The organism is Caldimicrobium sp. SLHALR3, from assembly GCF_058692735.1.
Window position 1 is genome coordinate 611,027 of sequence record NZ_CP182484.1, and the last position, 18,232, is coordinate 629,258.

Below are 18,232 nucleotides of genomic sequence, written 5' to 3' on the forward strand. Positions count from 1 at the left end.
AAGATCTTTGACAAGTGAATAAGGGTAATTTTTTAGAACTTTTAAGCTGGTTCCTGTAGCCAAGCTACTAAGGGCTGGCGGTGGATGCCTCGGGCGCGGGAGGCGATGAAGGGCGTGGCAAGCTGCGATAAGCCCCGGGGAGCCGCAAGCAGGCGTTGATCCGGGGATGCCCGAATGGGGAAACCCGGCTGGGGTAATACCCAGTCATCCATGGGTTAAAAGCCCATGGAGGCGACACCGGGGGAAGTGAAACATCTCAGTACCCCGAGGAAAAGAAATCAACCGAGATTCCCCGAGTAGCGGCGAGCGAAAGGGGAGGAGCCTAAACCGGATAGGTGTAAAAGCCCGTGGGCGTTGCCTATCCGGGGTCGTGGGACTACACCGGAGGAGGCCACGGACTCCTCGGGGAGTTACAAAACCGTCTCCTTAGCTGAAGGCGCCTGGAATGGCCCGCCAGAGAGGGTGAAAGCCCCGTAGGCGAAAAGGAGACGGTCTCCCTGGGTGTAGATCCCGAGTAGCACGGGACACGTGGAATCCCGTGTGAATCAGGGGGGACCACCCTCCAAGGCTAAATACTACCCGCGCACCGATAGCGCACTAGTACCGTGAGGGAAAGGTGAAAAGAACCCCGGGAGGGGAGTGAAATAGAACCTGAAACCGCCAGCCTACAAGCAGTCGGAGGGAGGCGATAAGCCTCCTGACGGCGTGCCTTTTGCATAATGAGCCCGGGAGTTACCGTCGGTGGCGAGGCTAAGCCGTTGAGGCGGAGCCGTAGCGAAAGCGAGTCCGAATAGGGCGTTTAGTCGCCGGCGGTAGACCCGAAGCGGGACGATCTACCCATGGCCAGGGTGAAGGTGGGTTAAACCCCACTGGAGGCCCGAACCGGTGGAGGGTGAAAACTCCTCGGATGAGCTGTGGGTAGGAGTGAAAAGCTAATCGAGTCCCGTGATAGCTGGTTCTCCCCGAAATGCATTGAGGTGCAGCCTCGGGCGGTCGCTGCCGGGGGTAGAGCACTGTTTGGGCTAGGGGGCTTAACGGCCTACCGAACCCAGGCAAACTCCGAATACCGGCAAGCGCAGCCCGGGAGTGAGTCTTAGGGCGATAACGTCCTAGGACGAGAGGGCAAGAACCCAGACCGCCAGCTAAGGCCCCCAAGTCCTGGCTAAGTGGTAAAGGAGGTGCCCCTGCTAAGACACCCAGGATGTTGGCTTAGAAGCAGCCATCATTTAAAGAGTGCGTAACAGCTCACTGGGCGAGCGGGGGTGCGCCGAAAATTACTCGGGGCTTAAGCCAGGCGCCGAAGCTGCGGGCTGGAAGACTTATGTCTTCCAGCGGTAGGGGAGCACTCCAGTTGCCGATGAAGGCAAGCCGACAAGGCTTGCTGGAGGTGCTGGAGGAGAGAATCCGGGCACGAGTAGCGATAAGGAGGGTGAGAATCCCTCCCGCCGTAAGCCCAAGGTTTCCTGGGGAAGGGTCGTCCGCCCAGGGTTAGCCGGTCCCTAACCCGAGGCCGAAAGGCGTAGGGGATGGGAAGTGGGGTTAATATTCCCCCGCCACCAGGGTGGAGGTCAAGGGGTGACGCAGGAGGGAAGGGCTCCGGGGCTGTATGGTTGGCCCTCCAAACCTCTAGCCCGATGATGGACGGAGGCAAATCCCCGTCCGGAGGGTGAGGGGGAGTAAGTAACTGAGAGCTACGGCTCTCGGGAAGGAGCCTGGACCACACTGCCAAGAAATAACCTCGTGACCGATGAAGCCCTGGTGACCGTACCGCAAACCGACACAGGTGGGCGGGCAGAGTATGCTCAGGCGCGTGGGGCAACCCTGGCTAAGGAACTCGGCAAATTGGCCCCGTAACTTCGGGAGAAGGGGTGCCTGCGTGTAGGTGTAGGTCCCTTGTCGGACCTACGCTGAGGCAGGTCGCAGGGAAGCGGCGGTGGCGACTGTTTACCAAAAACACAGGGCTCTGCTAACTCGTAAGAGGACGTATAGGGCCTGACGCCTGCCCGGTGCTGGAAGGTGAAGGGGTGGGGTTAGCGGAAAGATTATTCTTTCCGCGAAGCTCCGCCCTTAAGCCCCAGTAAACGGCGGCCGTAACTATAACGGTCCTAAGGTAGCGAAATTCCTTGTCGGGTAAGTGAGGACTTGCCCGTGTCCGGCTCATATCGGGGGAGCCCTCCTACCCCTGAAAATTATCAGGGGTGTGGGGTAATCCCGAGGGAAGCCTGTAGCTCGTGAGGGCTACAGAGCCCCGTAACGACTGACCCGAAAGGGGAGGCCCATCTCCTGGGGGTAAACCCCAAAACTATGGGATGGGCAAGACGCCGGCCACGACCCCTGAGAGCGAAAAGCTCTCAGGCAGAAAGGCCTATGGAGGTCTTATGTTAGATCCTTGGTATATTACAGGCTTATCTGAAGGGGAAGGTTGCTTTAGTGTAAGTTTTAATTTAAGGAAGAGACTTAAAGTAGGAATTGAAACAAGACCTTCTTTTTCAATAAGCCTTAATAAAAGGGACTTGGAGTTAATTAAAAAGATTAGAGAATATTTCCAATGTGGAGGTATTAGATTTTCCCGAGGTGATTTTACATATAAGTTTGAGGTTCGTTCTATTAAGGATTTAGTGGAAAAAATAATTCCTCACTTTGAGAGGTATCCTCTTCAGGGGAGTAAAGCTGAGGATTTTGAAAAGTTTAAGAAGATATGTAAGATGGTGAGAGCCAATTTACATCTTTCTCCTCGTTATTTAGAGGAGATAATTGATTTAGCTTACAGTATGAACCCTTCAGGTAAGCGGAAATATACCAAGGAGGACCTCCTAAGGGTTCTTGGTCGTGTGAAGGTATAGTCTGCCCCTTGCCGAAAGGCAAGAGAAGGGTGAAGTTCCGACCTGCATGAATGGCGTAACGACTGCCGCGCTGTCTCAGCCAGGGGCCCAGCGAAACTGTAGTCTCGGCGAAGATGCCGGGTACCCGCGGTGGGACGGAAAGACCCCGTGGAGCTTTACTGCAGCTTGGCATTGAATCTTGGGGCAGGATGTGCAGGATAGGTGGGAGGCTGTGAAGCGGGGGCGCCAGCTCCCGTGGAGCCACCGGTGAGATACCACCCTTCCTGCCTCAGGGTTCTAACCTGCGGGAGTTAGCCTCCCGAGGGACAGTGCCTGGCGGGCAGTTTGACTGGGGCGGTCGCCTCCTAAAGAGTAACGGAGGCGCCCAAAGGTCCCCTCAGGTGGTATGGAAATCCACCGTTGAGTGTAAGGGCATAAGGGGGCCTGACTGCGAGGCCGACAGGCCGAGCAGGGGGGAAACCCGGGCCTAGTGACCCGGCGGTCCTGAGTGGAAGGGCCGTCGATCAACGGATAAAAGTTACCCCGGGGATAACAGGCTGATCGCCCCCAAGAGTTCACATCGACGGGGCGGTTTGGCACCTCGATGTCGGCTCATCCCATCCTGGGGCTGGAGAAGGTCCCAAGGGTCGGGCTGTTCGCCCGTTAAAGGGGTACGTGAGCTGGGTTCAGAACGTCGTGAGACAGTTCGGTCCCTATCCACCGCGGGCGCAGGAGGCTTGAGGGGAGCTGCCCCTAGTACGAGAGGACCGGGGTGGACGCACCTCTGGTGGCCCGGTTGTTCCACCAGGAGCACAGCCGGGTAGCCATGTGCGGAAGGGATAACCGCTGAAAGCATCTAAGCGGGAAGCCCACCCCAAGATTAGGCCTCCCGAGGGTGGGGCAACCCACCCCCTGAAGGGTCCGGGGAGAACACCCGGTTGATAGGCCGGAGGTGGAAGCCCAGCAATGGGTGGAGCCGACCGGTACTAATCACCCGTGCGGCTTGGCTGCAGAACCAGCTTAAAAGTTCTAAAGAATTACCCTTATTCACTTGTTAAAAATATTTTAAATTTCCCGGGTGCCCATACCGGAGGGGAAACACCCGTTCCCATTCCGAACACGGTCGTTAAGCCCTCCAGGGCCGATGGTACTGGGGCGTTACCGCCCTGGGAGAGTAGGTCGGTGCCCGGGATTTTTTTTTATTCTTAAATCCTAAAATTCAGTTGTAATTTTCAAAAAATTAGTTATCATTAAAAAATCAATTATGAAATCCCTCTTAAAACTCTTAGGATTTATTTTTTTATCCTTCAGTTTATTCTCAGGTATTCTGTTTCTCACATTTTTCCTCTACCTTAAAATTACCCTTCCCAGCATTTCTCAGCTTAAAAATTATAGACCAAAACAAACAAATGTAATACTGGATATTAATGGAAATCTCGTAGGATATCTCGGAGAACCAAGAAGAATTTTCGTCCCTTTAGAAAAAATCCCTCCCCATGTAATAAAAGCTTTTATTGCAGCAGAAGATGCTAATTTTTATAAACATAAAGGTATAGATTTTTTTAGTGTATTAAGAGCAATTTACAAAAATGTTGTCCATGGAAAAATTGTCCAAGGTGCAAGCACTATAACTCAACAAGTTGTAAGAGCACTTCTTCTTTCCCCAGAAAGAACTTTTCAGAGAAAAATAAAAGAAATTATTCTTGCTTGGCAAATAGAAAAACATCTTACCAAAGATCAGATACTCACAATATACTTAAATCACATATACTTAGGAGAAGGAGCCTATGGAGTAGAGGCGGCAGCCTTAACCTATTTTAACAAACATGTTTGGGAATTAGACCTAAATGAAGCAGCAGTTCTTGCAGGTCTTCCTCCTGCTCCAGTAAAATACAGTCCTTTAAATAATCCCGAACTTGCTATAGCTCGCAGAAACTATGTTTTAAAAAGAATGGCAGAAGTGGGCTATATCTCTTGGGATGTTGCCCAACGCGTTTCTTCTCAGCCTGTAATCCTTAATCCTAAAAATGTCAATATACCAGTATATGCTGCCTATTTTATTGATGCTGTAAAAGAAGAATTATCACAAATACTACCTTCTAAAGTTATAGAACAAGGTGGATTAAAAATTCAGACTACCATAGATTTAGAGTGGGCTAAAAGAGCTTATCAAAATGCTCTAAGAACTATAAATACACTTTATGCTGGAAGAGAAGTTCCTGAATTTGCAGTAGTATGTTTAAATAATGATGATGGAGGAGTAAGAGTTTTAATAGGTGGTAAAAATTATACTCAATCTTCCTATAATAGAGCACTTTTAGCAAAACGTCAGCCAGGTTCTGCCTTTAAACCTTTTATTTGGGCAACAGCCTTAGAAAATGGAATTTTACTTCCTACATCTGTTATTCCTGATGCCCCTATAGTTCTTCCTGGAGCTGATGCTGGGAAAGATTGGAGTCCAGGAAACTATGATGGAAAATATATGGGTCCGGTTAGTTTAAAAGATGGACTTGCCTTTTCCAGGAATACTGTTTCAGTAAGAATAGCTTTAATGACTGGAATAAACAGATTACAAAAGATGTTTCAGAACTTAGGATTTAACTTTAAAAGCAATCTTGACTACAGTGTAGCCCTCGGAACTTATGAGGTTACACTCTTAGAATTAACTCGTGCTTATACAATTTTTCCAAATATGGGAATTTTGGTAAAACCTCACTTTATTGAAAAGATTTATGATAGTATTTATGGCGGAAGAATTATTTATCAAAATATTCCAGAAAATATTCCTGTGATTTCAGCTAATACTGCTTATGTAATGGTTGATTTCATGCAAGCAGTAGTTCAGTATGGGACAGGAACATGTGCTAAAGCATTAGGAGTTCCTATTGCAGGAAAAACAGGAACTACTCAGGATTACAAAGATGCATGGTTTATTGGCTATACACCTCGTTATACCTGTGGAGTATGGGTAGGCTATGATAGAGGTAAAACTTTAGGAAAAGGGGAAACAGGAGGAAGAATTGCTTGTCCTGTCTGGTTAAGTATCATGCAAGGAACAGCTCACGAATACCTAAATTTTCCTAATCCTATGAATATACCAACTGAAAAAACTCAAAGTGAAAACGAAGAGGTTCAGAGCGAAAATTCTACTTCAGAAAATCTTTAAGAAGTAGCATAGCTGTGAAGTCCAGATAGTAAGAAATTTACTCCAAAGTAGGTAAAGAGAACCGATACAAAACCGATTATACTCAACCAGGCAAGTTTTTTGCCACTCCATCCACGGGTCAAACGAGCGTGAATAGTTCCTCCATAGATTAACCAGGTTATAAAAGACCAGGTTTCTTTTGGATCCCAACTCCAATAGCTTCCCCAGGCTTGTTCTGCCCAAACAGCACCAGTTATAATTCCCAAGGTAAGCCAGAAGAATCCAAAGAGTATTAATTTGTAAATTAGATTGTCTAAAGTAGCTTTTGAAGGAAGATATTTTTTTAAATTTTCCTTATCACTTATTAAATAAAAAATTCCAAAAGCAGAGGCAACTGCAAAAGCACCATAACCTAAAAAACAGGTAATAACATGAGCAATGAGCCAGTTACTTTTTAAAGCAGGAATAAGGGGTTTGATCTCGGAACTTGCTTTTAACGAGGCATAAGCCATAATGAAACTTGCTAATAAAAATACCACACTTCCAAAGACCTTTGTAGGAAGCTTAAATTCTAAAAACAAATAAACTCCTGCAATGCACAATCCAAAAAATACTAAAGATTCATATAAATTAGATAGAGGAATATATCCAAATCCTGCCTGATGAGTTTGCAACCATCTTACAAAAAAAGCTAAAAGATTAAGGAAAAATCCGCTCCATCCCAAAGAAGAACCTACGAAAGCTTGAGTGTCCCATTTGAATATCCAGTGAACCAAATAAGTAAGAGCAGCACCTAAATATACAAAAGTAGCCAAGCTAAAAAGAAGACTGTTTTCTGGTAAAAAACTTTTTTCATTTAAAACACATACAAGATATATTAATCCGGTTAAAACAAATCCTAAGAAAACATTTTTAAGCTTCATCTTTTTCCTCCAGCAAAAGAGTTAGAAAAAATATAATATAAAAAGAATAAAAAAACAACCCGGTTTAATTTGAAGAAATAATGTTTAATTCCTTTAACAAAGGAAGCAGTTTAAGGCATATTTCTTTCCAGTCCTTTTTACCTTCTTCTACTTCGTCCATAAATTTTTCTAATTCCCTTGTAAATTCTTCAGAAACATATTCACTGTAATTATCTCGAAGGTAAGCATAAACTTCTTTTCCTAAGGATGTAGGGACTAAGCTTCCATTTTTTAACTCATAAACATAATATCTTTGAAGAAGGGTGGAAACAATTTCTGCATAGGTTGAAGGTCTTCCAAGACCTCTTTTTTTCATTTCCTGAATTAAAGAGCCCTGGTTATAAAGAAAGACCTTAGGAATTTTGCTATATTGGATGTTTTCTGGATATACGGGTTCTTTTAATTTAAAGATCTGGGGTTTTGTCCAGAAATATTCATATCCAGGCTGAATTATTTCAAGAATTAAAGAGGCTTCCCAGGAGTAAGAAGGAAGTTTGAATTCAAAAATACCCTTTAAAACCTTTGTTTTTCTTGTTTGACTTGCCATAAATCTTCTAAAAATAATGTCGTAAAGTTTAAAACTGTCTCTTGGGTTTTTAAAAGTTAAAAGTCCGTGAGCGACTCTTAATTTGACTTCAGAAAGATCCCAAGGTCTTGTAGGTCTTATGCCTTCGTGGGCTCCCTCACTAAACCATTCCCGGGGATTAAAAAATTCTTCTCCCAATACTTGAGTGATATAGGATTTAGCTACTTGATAGCGTCCAACTTCAGAGATTCTTGTAGAATCTGTTCTGTGATAAGTAATGAGTCCAAGTTCAAAAAGTTCCTGTAAAAGTTGCATAGTGTAAGAGGAAGAAAATCTAAAAAAGTTAAAGGCATCTTCTAAAACTGTATCAGTTGTGTAAGGAGGAGGGGGTGAAATTTCGTCTTCAAATCTCTCTTTTTCTATAATTTTTAAATCCTTGGGAAGTTCATTAAGTATTTTTTTAGCTAATTCTTCCTCTTCAACTTCAATACTTAATTTATAGCCATTTAAACTGAAAGAAATTCTGAATTTATGCTGTTTAGCTAATTCAGCTCTTTCTATTATCCATCCTAAAACAGGGGTTTGAACTCTTCCAGCAGACAAACGGGATTTTTTAAAGACTTTCCAAAGCTGTTGAGATAAGGAAAAGCCTACCCATCTATCTGCCACTCTCCTCGCAAGCTGAGCTTTAACCCTTGCTATATTTATTTCTTGAGGATTTTCTAAAGCCTTTTTTAAAGCTCTTTCTGTAACTTCGTGAAATTCAAGTCTCTTAACATTAGGCTGAAAAGGCTTAATATTGGTATAAAGATCATAGGCAATTTTTTCTCCCTCTGCATCAGGATCAGATGCTACAAAGGTTTGGTCTGCACAAAAAGATAGGATTTTGAGAGCTTCTATAATTTCTCCTTTATCAAAAATTTCCTCTTTGTTTTTTATTTCCTCTTCATCCACAAATTGTTCTCCATTTTTTTTATCAATTTTAATCGTGCTGAAAACAGGATAAAAATGACCATTCCTTTGAAGTATGCCAAAAACACCCTTCCTTCTTGAAAGATCAAATACATGTCCAAGAGAAGCACATATGGATAAAAGAGTATTTTCCATAGGGATTTCATAAACCCACACATTTTTAATTCTTCTAATAGAGGGTTTACCAAAGAAATTAGCAATAGTTTTAGCTTTGTGAGGAGATTCAACAATTAAGAGATAATTTTTAAAATCTATTTTTTCTTTGGTCAGTCTTTGGCGTTCCTCTCTTATCTTATTATCCAGTTCCAAAGCTTCATTTAGGTTTATTTCTTTGAGTTCTACCTCCTCTCCCAGATAAAAACGCAATCTTTTTTTGAGACTATTTAGGGCTTTAAAATTATCAGCTAAAATGATGGAAAGACCTGGCAACAATCCACGGGTGGTTAATCTTGATACCCTTCCAGATGCCTGTAAATATGAGGATGCGTTCCCTACTATGACATAATAATTTCCCTCTTCATCAACTTCTAAAAATACTTCCTCACTTTTTTTAAGATTTTCCAAAAATTCAGTGTCATTCAATTTTTTTTCTAAAAACTCCTTTATAGAAAGGATTTTTTTATAAAGACCTTCATATTGTATAACTTGCTCTTCCTTTAATGTTAAATATTTGCGAAGATAATTAATGTAAGATATAGCAGTAATTCTTTCCTCTTCTTCAAAAAGAGGCATTAGGGAGACAAGAAGGTTGTTTAAAAATTGGGGAGAAATTGAAAGTGTGAAAGATTCCTTTTCTCTTGAAAGAGGAAAGACATGTTTGGGAACTCCCAAAAATATGGCGTATCTTAATATTTCTGGTAAGTCTATTCCTCTTACAAGAGGATTACCTATATGACAAAGTCCGATAGCTACATCTACCTCTTTATTTTTTAAAACAGAAAGAAGTTTTTCTTCATCAGCTTCTAAATAGGAAATAACTCTAAATCCTTTAGATCTTAAATAATCTGTGGCGACTTCTACATAGGTTCTTCCAAAAGATTCTTCAACAAAAATAAGCCCTCCATCTTTTAAATTTTTTACTAAAGATTCTGCTATCTCAAGAAGCTTTAAAAACAGCTCATTTTTAGGTAATTTAGCTTCTATATGAATAGGAATATAGGTGTCTATGACCTTTCTGAGGGTTGAAACAAATCTTGTTATCTCAAAACCGAGTAGATTCTGGAATAGAAGAACTCTATTAGTTTTTGGCTTTAAAGTTGCTGAAGAAATGATGAGTTGTTTGATCTTTTTTTTATGCTTTTCTTTTATTTTAAAAAGCTTTTCGTAGTCTTCCTCATCTTTATTTCTTTTCAAAGCAAGTTCTATTTCTTTTTCTGTAAAGCCAAGAAGTAAAAAGAGATTATCTACATTTTTACTATTTTTCAAAAAGGAATCCACATCATCAACAAAGATAAGAGAAAAATCAAGATTTTTTAGTAATTCAAAATTTCTATGCATAAAAGTTGAGGTGCAGACAAATATGTCAAATTCACCCTTTTCAAGAATTTCCTTTTCTTTTGTAGAGCCTGTATAGGCAATAACCTTTTTATTTTTTAAAATGGGATCATTGATTTTTTCTAAATAACTTGTTAGTTTTTCCTCCACCTGTTTTACTAAAACTTTTGTAGGAACTATGATTAAGGCTTTTTTAGAGGTAAAAAGGCAACTTATTAGACCAAAGGTTGTTTTCCCTGTTCCGGTTGGAGCAACAATAGCAAAGGATTCTCCTAAAAAGAGTCTTTTTGCCCAGCCTATTTGTAAAGAAGATGGAGAAGTATTTAAAATTTGATTAAAAATTTTTTTAAAAAGTTCAACCTTTTTTTCTACCTCACAAAAGATTTTAAGATCCTTTAAAGAATTTTTAGAATTCAATACTTCGCAAACCTCAGAAATTCCAGAAACATTAATATTTTCTTCAGGTAGGCACTTCTCACAAGGAAGTCCTTTTGCTAATCTTTCATCAGAAATCATTCCCCGGCAATTAGGACACCCATTTGCTATGTAAAAAAGCATAAGATTTAATCCCTCCTTTAAAAGTAATTTTAAGTTTACACTATTTTAACTTTCTTGACAAAGGAAAAAGTGTCTTTTAATTTTAAATGATAAATATGATAAAAAAAGATGTGCATACAAAATTAGAAGTTTTATCACAGGCAGCAGAGTTTGATAATGTCTGCACTGGAAGTGGAAAAAGGTTAACCTATAGTTTTACAAAGGGATTAAGAGGAATTCATTATGTTTGGCTTTCTAATGGAAAATGTCTTCCACTTTTGAAAGTTCTTTATACTAACTTTTGCGTAAATAATTGTAAATACTGTTACAACAGGAGAAAAAACGATATAAGAAGAACTTCCTTTTCTCCTCAGGAACTTGCAGAACTAACCTTAGAGCTTTATAGAAAAAACTATATAAAAGGTCTTTTTTTAAGTTCAGGTATATATCCTTCACCAGATGATACCATGGAAAGAATGATTAGAACAATTGAGATTTTAAGAAGAGATTACGATTTTAAAGCTTATATTCATTTAAAAATACTTCCTGGAACATCAGAGGAACTCATTAAAAAGGCAATATTACTTGCCAATAGAGTGAGTTGTAATATAGAGCTTCCTACTCAGGAAAGCTTAAAAAAGCTTGCTCCAGATAAGGAACAAAAAGTTCTTATAGAAACTTTAGCTAAAATAAAAACTCTTAAAGAGGAGCTTGAAAAAAATGTTTCAGCCTCAACTCAACTAATTATAGGGGCAACTCCAGATACTGATAAAACCATATTAGAACTTTCTCAAAATTTATATAAGAAAGCCCTTGTTAAAAGAGTTTACTATTCAGCTTATATTCCTGTAAATAGAGATGAAGATCTACCCTTTTTTGAAAAACCTCCATATCTAAGAGAATATAGGCTCTATCAAGCAGATTTTCTGTTAAGACTTTATGGATTCTCTTTAGAAGAATTGTTTACTAAAGAGGAAAATTTAGATTTGAAAATGGATCCAAAACTAAGATGGGCGATTTCTCATCCAGAGTTTTTCCCTGTTGACATAGCTAAAGCTGATTATTGGGAGCTTATAAGAATTCCAGGAATTGGAATTATTTCTGCTAAAAAAATAATTGAAGCAAGAAAAAGAGGAGTCATAAACGAAGAAACTCTTAAAAAATTAAAAATTCCCTTAAAAAAAGCTAAGTATTTTATTGCTATAAAAGGGAAACCCCTTTGTAAAGGAATTAGAGAAATACAATTAGATACAATCTTTTTACAGGAATCAAGGGTTTCTCATCAATTGACTCTATTTTAAAAACAGAATGTTTAATTATTTTGATAAAATTGCTGAAAGATATGACAAATGGTATGAAACAAGCTTAGGAAGGTATGTTGATACCACAGAAAAAGAACTTATCTTTTCTTTGCTTGAAAGTAAAAAAGGGCTTGCCCTTGACCTGGGATGTGGAACAGGAAATTATACTTTTGAACTTAAAAATAGAGGATTTGAAGTTGTAGGGCTTGACATAAGTAAAGAAATGTTAAGAATTGCCAAAAACAAAATGCCGGAGATACTCTTTGTTAGAGGAGATGCTTACTCACTTCCCTTTAAAGATAACACCTTTGATCTCGTTTTAAGTGTTACCATGTTTGAATTCATAAAAAAGCCAGAAAATGTTTTAAAAGAAATTTATAGAATTTTAAAACCAGAAGGAGAAATAGTTATAGGAACAATGAATGCAAAAAGCCTATGGTTTTTGTTTAAAAGGCTTAAATCTATTTTTAAAGAGACAGCTTATAGATATGCAAGATTTTATACAATTTCAGAACTTAAAAACTTACTTGAAAAAGAAAATTTCAGAAAAATAAAAACAGGTGGGGTAATTTTCTTTCCTTCCTTTTTTCCCTTTTTGAATTTTGCCAGAAGGTTTGACGAAAAATTTTGTTTTACCTTCTTTAAAAATTTTTCAGCATTTGTTGTAGTAAAAGGGACAAAATAATTTATATTTAGTTAGAATGAAAGAAAGGGACTTTATTTATTTAGATTATAATGCAACAACCCCGGTTTTACCTGAAGTAGCAGAAGCTTTTAATCTTTATTCCACAGAATATTTTGCCAATCCAAGCTCAGGTCATATTTTTGGAAAGTTTGCTAAAGAAAAATTAGAGGAATTTCGCAAAAAAGTTGCAGAACTTATTAACGCAGAACCTGAGGAAATAGTCTTTACTTCAGGAGGCACAGAGTCAAATCATCTTGCGTTATTTGGAATTGCTTTCAAAAAAGAAAAGGGACACATTCTTGTTAGTAGCTTTGAACATCCTTCTATCTTAAAACCTGCAGTTAGGCTTCTTGAGTTAGGTTTTAAAGTAGATTTTATTCCTGTTAGTTCAGAAGGCTATGTTGAGCCAGATGAAGTAAAAAAGAGAATTAGATCAGATACCATTTTGGTTTCTGTAATGATGGCAAACAATGAGATAGGAACCATCCAGCCAGTTAAAGAAATTGCTGAAATTTGCAAAGAAAAGGGTGTTTATTTTCATACCGATGCCTGTCAGGCTGTTGGGAAAATAGCTGTTGATGTTAAAGATATTGGATGTGACCTTTTGAGCATAGCAGGACACAAAATGTATGCTCCCAAAGGAATAGGAGCACTTTACATAAAAAGAGGATTGGAATTAGAACCTTTGTTTTTGGGAGGAGGGCAGGAAAGGGGTATAAGAGCAGGAACTGAGCCCCTAGGCTTAATAGCCTCACTTGCCAAGGCTTCAGAAATAGCTCTAAGAGACATAAATCCAGAAAAAGAAAGATTGATATTTTTAAGGGAAAAACTCTTTCAAGGATTGAAAGAAATTTATCCTAAACTTTATCGCTTCGGTATTCCTGAAAAAACCTTGCCAAATACTTTAGCAGTCTCTTTTATCGGGAAAAGCGGAACAAAAATACTTTCTGAAAACCCTAAAATATGTGCTTCAACTGGCTCAGCCTGCCATGATAGAAAGGGATCTCATACCCTCTTAGCTTTAAAAGTCTCTCAAGAAATCGCAGAAGGAATGATAAGATTTTCCTTAGGAAAATATACCAATTTAGAAGATATAGAAAAAACTTTGCAAATCCTTTCAGAATACTTCAAAAGAAATGTTTAAAAACATCGGAAAACTTTTTTTAATTAAGCCAGAGAATTTAGAGGAAAACATATCAATCTACAAAGATTTAAACTTTTCAAACTTTATATTTTTCAGAGAACATTTTAAGGAAGACTTTAACTATTATCTTTCTAAGCTTAAAGAAAAAATAAATTTGAGGCTTTTGGCAGTTGATCAGGAAGGAGGAAGGGTTTGTAGAATTGAGGAAGAACTTTCTTCACCTTTAGAAATTGCAAAAAGGTATTTAAAGGAAGGAGAGAAGGTAGCTAAGGATTGGGCAAAAAAGGTGGCAAATTCAGTAAAAAGATATAGATTTAACCTTAATCTTGCCCCTTGCCTTGATCTTGCCGATGAGCAGGCTGAAGAATTTTTAAGAGAAAGAACCTTTGGAAAATATCCTGAGCTTGTTAAAAAACTTGCCCACATTTTTATAGATGAGCATAAAAAAGAAAATGTTTTTACCTGCCCTAAACACTTTCCAGGATTAAAAGAGGTAAAAATAGATCCCCATAAAGAGCTTCCCATAATTAAAAATATTTCTAAAGAAAGTCTAATTCCTTATGAGTATTTGATTGAAAAAGGAGAAATAAGTTTTGTTATGACAACTCACCTAATGGTAGAAGAAATTGATACAAAACCAGCTACTTTTTCCCAAGCTGTTTTAAACATCTTAAGAAAAAATTTAAATTACAAAGGACTAATACTTACTGATGATTTAAACATGGGAGCGTTAAAATATTGGAGTATTCAGGAAAGAATAATCCTTAGTTTGGCAAGCGGACACAACATTTTAATCTATTGTGGAGGTTTTGGAGATTTGATTTATGCTTTAGAAGACATAAAAAGCGAGGTTGAAAAAAGTTCGGTTTTGAAGGAAAGAATTAAAGAAAGTTTGTTTATTTTAGATAAAGTTGTTAAGGAGTAAAAATGGAAAAAGAAATTTCTTATGAGAAAATAGTGTCTCTGGTTAAGGAAGGTTACATCAGAGCTGCAAGGATTCTTTCAGAAGAGGTAATTTCAGCTTTTAAATCCGCAATAGAAAAAGAGGAAAATTTCTTAGCTAAGGTAGTTTTAGAGGTATTGTTAGAAAATGCAGAAATAGCTAAAAGAGAAGGACTACCTTTGTGTCAGGATACGGGTATACCTGTAGTTTGGGTAAAAATAGGAGAAGGAATAAGGGTTAGAAATTTAGAAAGGGCTATTAATGAAGGCTTATATCTTTCTTATAAAGAGGGCTTTTTAAGGGCATCTGTTTGTGATCCCCTTACTAGAAAAAATACCAAAACCAATACCCCTGCTATTTTGCATTATGAAGTAGTTCCTGAAGATATCTTTGAGATATATTTGATGCCAAAGGGATGCGGAAGTGAGAATATGAGTGCTTTGCGCATGCTTCCTCCTTCATCCGCAATAGAGGGAATTAAAAAATTTGTTATTGAAACTGTTAAAAAAGCAGGGCCTAATCCCTGTCCTCCAGTTATTGTTGGAGTTGGGATAGGAGGAGATTTTGAAAAGGCAGCCTTAATTTCTAAAAAAGCACTTTTTAGAGAACTTGGACACCCTCATCCTGATCCAAAGGTTGCAGAACTTGAAAAGGAAATTCTTAAAGAAATAAATGACTTAGGAATTGGACCCCTTGGATTTGGTGGTAAAACTACTTCCTTAGCCGTGCATATTGAGACCTGTCCTTGCCATATAGCAAGTTTGCCTGTAGCTGTTAATATTCAATGCCATTCTGCAAGAGTTTTTAAAATAAAAATTTTGTAGGAGAATTGCTAAATGAGAAGGGCTATTTTTATTTTGCTATTAGGATTTTTATTAATTTCATGTGGGAAAAAGACAGAACCCTTTCCTATAAAGGAAAGCATTCCCAAAGACCTTTCCTTTGAGGTAAAACTTAATCCTCAAGGAGTAGATCTCCTAATTTATCTTCCTACGAAGACAGAGGGGGGCTATCCGTTAGTTAAAATAAAAAAACTCATTATTGAAAAAACTGAAGCTCCTATTGATATTAGAGCTAAAGAAAAGAAAAAAATCATTAAGCTTTCTCCCAAACTTCATTCAGCAGGAAACTTATTTGTTTATAGCGATTATGAGCTAAAACATCGTTACAAATATACCTACAGAATAAAGGTAATTAAGGACTTTTTAGTAGAAACCCCTTTCACAGAGCAAGTTACCATTTATTGGCATGATCCACCTTCAATTCCTCAAAACTTTCAGATTGGAATTTTAGGAGAAGATACTTTATTAATCACTTGGGAAAGACCAAAAGAGAATGTATACGGGGGTTCTCTTGAAGGTGAGTTATTTTATCAAATAGAAAGAAGTTCCAAAGAGGGGATAAAACTGATAGAAGTGAAAGACAAGGAAGAATATTTGGATAGAATTGAGCCTAAGGAAAAAGTTTGTTACAGCGTGAGAGCTATTTTAAATTTTAGAAATACCTTAATTCCAGGACCTAAGACACCTTATAAATGTGTAGAGTAGTTTCTCCGTAGCTTCTTTTTTGAAGAAGTAGAAAGTTATTTACCTTTTCAGGGAGTTCTATTCCCGTTCTTTCTTCTACAATAATTGTAGCTTCTTTTTTTAGCATATCTTCAGAAAGACTTTGCAAGGTTTTCAATGAAAGTTTTTTTTCATAAGGAGGGGTTATAAAAACCAAGTCAAAGAAGTTTTTAAATTTTTGAGAAAGAAATTTTAAGCCCTTTGGAAGATCCAATTTAAAGATTTGTACTTTATCGGTGAGATTAAATCTTTCGATATTTTTTTTAATGATGTTTATACTTATGGGGCTATTGTCTACGAAAACTACAAATTCTGCACCTCTTGAAAGAGCCTCAATTCCAAGAGCACCTGTTCCTGCAAACAAATCAAGTACTTTTAGGTTAGGAAGATTTTGCCCGAGTATATCAAAAAGTGCCTTTCTTATCCTTGTTCTAAGAGGACGGATAAGATCAAGATCTTTTGGTGGGCAGTAAAGTTTTCTTCCTTTTAAAAAACCTCCAGTTATTTGCAAGTTTATGTTTCCTTGTCAAAAAGAATTTCCATCCAGTTATTGGGAATGGAAAAATAATAAGGGTTAAGCTCGGGATGGTAGTATTTTCCCTTAAAAAGCTGTTTGGGATTAAACCAGTCTTTTGGTTCTTTGGTTGCAAGGAGAAAAGCAATTTCTTCTCCATAGGAAGGAACAAAGGCTCTTGCAATTTTAACTATGGGAAAGATTGAACTAATTAAAGGATAGGCAGATTTTATTATATGTGGAAAGTAAACCGGCAAACTTGCCTGCTGAATAAAAACCCCTGTTTCTTTTAAAACCCTATAAGCTTCTTTATAGAAATCCTCACTATATAAGGATTTAGCAGGTCCTACTGGATCTGTGCAATCAACAATTAAGAGGTCAAATTCTTCTGTTTGGCAGTATTTAAGCCCTTCTAAACCATCTTTAATAACAAAAGAAACTCGAGGATCTTTATAATTTCCTGAAAGTTTGAAAAAATATTTTTGGCAAACTTCAAAAACAAGGGTATCTATTTCAAACTGAACGATTTTTTTAATAGAGGGGATTTTTTGTAATTCCCTTAAAACTCCACCATCTCCCCCTCCAACAATAATAACCTTTTCAGGAGGTTCTTTTAGAAGGCTTGCAGGAAGATAGGTTATAGTTTCGTGATAAATAAACTCGTCTTTTTCAGTAAATTGTACTATTCCATCCAGAACAAAAAAATATCCCCAAAAGGGGTTTTTAAAAATCTGAATCTTTTGTAAGTTTTTTTCTTCAAAGACTAATTCAACTTTATAAGCGTGTCCAAAATTTCGGTAGATTTTTTCTTTCCACCAAAATTGACCAGTCAAGTCTCACCCCAATCTTCGGAAATTCCTCTTGATAATTCAGCTACATATATATTTTTAGGTTTTAGAGCGTTTTTAAGGTTTTCAAGGATTTTATAAGCCTCTTCTTTGTCTTCTGCTATGATATCAATTGCGGAATATCCGTTTTCAGGCCAGGTATGAATGTATATGTTAATTCTTCCAGAGTTAACCTGAGCTGAGACTCCAAAGGGTTGGAACTGATAACTTATGGTTCTTATGCTTTTATTTCCGTTAAGAGAGGTTATTGCAGATTTCAGAGCTTTTTCTACGGTTTTTGCTTCAGCAAGAAGTTCAAAAGGGGAGTTCCAGAATTCTACAATTAGGTGATAACCCCATATACTTCGTTTAAACGCACCCTGCTGGGTAGGAGTGATTTCAAATCTTTCTACTTGGCAGACGGGTTCAAGGACTCTCATAGCTCACCTCCCCCCAGGCAAGGTGCCTGGTTTTATTAGATTTTAATTGATTTTCAACATAAAAAAATCGGGACGGGCGGATTTGAACCGCCGACCCCCCACACCCCAAGCGGGTGCGCTTCCAAGCTGCGCTACGTCCCGATTAGAAAAGACAAAAAAACCTGTTTCAATTTTTTATATTAAAAAACTTTTTTAAATTGTCAAGCTAAAAGAATGCCTATTTTGACCTTAATGTGCGTGGAGACTTTAATGCTGACTATCAGGCTTACACTGGAAAAGCCATGCTGAGAATCAACTTCTAAAAAGTATTAAGAAAATTTGAGGGGCGAATTTTCCGCCCCTCTCTTAATTTTTC

General features: G+C 38.4%; 12 protein-coding genes, 1 tRNA gene and 2 rRNA genes. 9 read left to right on the plus strand and 6 right to left on the minus strand.

Annotated features, from left to right (window positions below; translation table 11 throughout):
* Nucleotides 1–57: 57 nt before the first annotated feature.
* From ACLGLP_RS03215 to ACLGLP_RS03225, 3 genes are all read left to right on the plus strand, one after another.
* Nucleotides 58–3,833, plus strand: a 23S ribosomal RNA gene (locus tag ACLGLP_RS03215).
* A 63-nt stretch (nt 3,834–3,896) separates the two neighbouring features.
* A 5S ribosomal RNA gene (gene rrf, locus ACLGLP_RS03220) occupies nt 3,897–4,013 on the plus strand.
* Nucleotides 4,014–4,086: 73 nt separating this feature from the next.
* Complete coding sequence (locus ACLGLP_RS03225; protein ID WP_492113494.1) at nt 4,087–5,988, plus strand: penicillin-binding protein 1A; 1,902 nt, start codon at nt 4,087–4,089, stop codon at nt 5,986–5,988.
* Here ACLGLP_RS03225 and ccsB read toward each other — a convergent pair.
* Together ccsB and rgy are read right to left on the minus strand one after the other, a co-directional pair.
* Nucleotides 5,985–6,890 (minus strand): c-type cytochrome biogenesis protein CcsB, encoded by a 906-nt coding sequence (ccsB, locus tag ACLGLP_RS03230; protein WP_492113495.1) that lies wholly within the window; start codon nt 6,888–6,890, stop codon nt 5,985–5,987. The genes ACLGLP_RS03225 and ccsB overlap by 4 nt on opposite strands.
* Nucleotides 6,891–6,954: 64 nt before the next feature.
* Nucleotides 6,955–10,479, minus strand: coding sequence for a reverse gyrase (rgy, locus tag ACLGLP_RS03235; RefSeq protein ID WP_492113496.1), 3,525 nt, complete (start codon nt 10,477–10,479; stop codon nt 6,955–6,957).
* Nucleotides 10,480–10,574: 95 nt separating this feature from the next.
* On the opposite strand from rgy, the gene ACLGLP_RS03240 reads away from it, so the two are divergent.
* The 6 genes from ACLGLP_RS03240 to ACLGLP_RS03265 are packed head-to-tail and all read left to right on the plus strand — an operon-like array spanning nt 10,575 to nt 16,078.
* Entirely contained in the window at nt 10,575–11,759 is a 1,185-nt protein-coding gene (locus ACLGLP_RS03240) for a putative DNA modification/repair radical SAM protein (RefSeq protein ID WP_492113497.1), read from the plus strand.
* Between the two features lie 7 nt (nt 11,760–11,766).
* Nucleotides 11,767–12,444, plus strand: a complete 678-nt coding sequence (locus ACLGLP_RS03245; protein WP_492113498.1) for a class I SAM-dependent methyltransferase — start codon at nt 11,767–11,769, stop codon at nt 12,442–12,444.
* 16 nt (nt 12,445–12,460) lie between these two features.
* Entirely contained in the window at nt 12,461–13,588 is a 1,128-nt protein-coding gene (locus ACLGLP_RS03250; RefSeq protein ID WP_492113499.1) for a cysteine desulfurase family protein, read from the plus strand.
* Entirely contained in the window at nt 13,581–14,513 is a 933-nt protein-coding gene (locus ACLGLP_RS03255; protein ID WP_492113500.1) for a glycoside hydrolase family 3 N-terminal domain-containing protein, read from the plus strand. The genes ACLGLP_RS03250 and ACLGLP_RS03255 overlap by 8 nt, the downstream gene beginning before the upstream one ends.
* Before the next feature lie 2 nt (nt 14,514–14,515).
* A complete protein-coding gene (locus ACLGLP_RS03260; protein WP_492113501.1) occupies nt 14,516–15,355 on the plus strand; it encodes a fumarate hydratase in 840 nt (279 codons plus the stop codon).
* A 12-nt stretch (nt 15,356–15,367) separates the two neighbouring features.
* Complete coding sequence (locus ACLGLP_RS03265) at nt 15,368–16,078, plus strand: hypothetical protein (RefSeq protein ID WP_492113502.1); 711 nt, start codon at nt 15,368–15,370, stop codon at nt 16,076–16,078.
* Here ACLGLP_RS03265 and rsmD read toward each other — a convergent pair.
* From rsmD to ACLGLP_RS03285, 4 genes are all read right to left on the minus strand, one after another.
* Nucleotides 16,050–16,607 (minus strand): 16S rRNA (guanine(966)-N(2))-methyltransferase RsmD, encoded by a 558-nt coding sequence (gene rsmD, locus ACLGLP_RS03270; RefSeq protein WP_492113503.1) that lies wholly within the window; start codon nt 16,605–16,607, stop codon nt 16,050–16,052. The two genes, ACLGLP_RS03265 and rsmD, sit on opposite strands and share 29 nt — an antisense overlap.
* A 2-nt stretch (nt 16,608–16,609) precedes the next feature.
* Nucleotides 16,610–17,443, minus strand: a complete 834-nt coding sequence (locus tag ACLGLP_RS03275) for a spermine/spermidine synthase domain-containing protein (RefSeq protein ID WP_492113504.1) — start codon at nt 17,441–17,443, stop codon at nt 16,610–16,612.
* Nucleotides 17,440–17,877: an S-adenosylmethionine decarboxylase family protein gene (locus ACLGLP_RS03280; protein ID WP_492113505.1), complete on the minus strand. Its 438-nt coding sequence runs from the start codon at nt 17,875–17,877 to the stop codon at nt 17,440–17,442. Before ACLGLP_RS03280 ends, ACLGLP_RS03275 begins: the two co-directional genes overlap by 4 nt.
* A gap of 67 nt (nt 17,878–17,944) precedes the next feature.
* A tRNA-Pro gene (locus ACLGLP_RS03285) sits at nt 17,945–18,018 on the minus strand.
* Nucleotides 18,019–18,232 lie beyond the last annotated feature (214 nt).

What these genes read in the sequence shown, in the direction of transcription:
- ACLGLP_RS03225 (WP_492113494.1), top strand. Translation starts at nt 4,087, where the DNA reads ATGAAATCCCTCTTAAAACTCTTAGGATTTATTTTTTTATCCTTCAGT.
- ccsB (WP_492113495.1), bottom strand. Translation starts at nt 6,890, where the DNA reads ATGAAGCTTAAAAATGTTTTCTTAGGATTTGTTTTAACCGGATTAATA.
- rgy (WP_492113496.1), bottom strand. Translation starts at nt 10,479, where the DNA reads ATGCTTTTTTACATAGCAAATGGGTGTCCTAATTGCCGGGGAATGATT.
- ACLGLP_RS03240 (WP_492113497.1), top strand. Translation starts at nt 10,575, where the DNA reads ATGATAAAAAAAGATGTGCATACAAAATTAGAAGTTTTATCACAGGCA.
- ACLGLP_RS03245 (WP_492113498.1), top strand. Translation starts at nt 11,767, where the DNA reads ATGTTTAATTATTTTGATAAAATTGCTGAAAGATATGACAAATGGTAT.
- ACLGLP_RS03250 (WP_492113499.1), top strand. Translation starts at nt 12,461, where the DNA reads ATGAAAGAAAGGGACTTTATTTATTTAGATTATAATGCAACAACCCCG.
- ACLGLP_RS03255 (WP_492113500.1), top strand. Translation starts at nt 13,581, where the DNA reads ATGTTTAAAAACATCGGAAAACTTTTTTTAATTAAGCCAGAGAATTTA.
- ACLGLP_RS03260 (WP_492113501.1), top strand. Translation starts at nt 14,516, where the DNA reads ATGGAAAAAGAAATTTCTTATGAGAAAATAGTGTCTCTGGTTAAGGAA.
- ACLGLP_RS03265 (WP_492113502.1), top strand. Translation starts at nt 15,368, where the DNA reads ATGAGAAGGGCTATTTTTATTTTGCTATTAGGATTTTTATTAATTTCA.
- ACLGLP_RS03280 (WP_492113505.1), bottom strand. Translation starts at nt 17,877, where the DNA reads ATGAGAGTCCTTGAACCCGTCTGCCAAGTAGAAAGATTTGAAATCACT.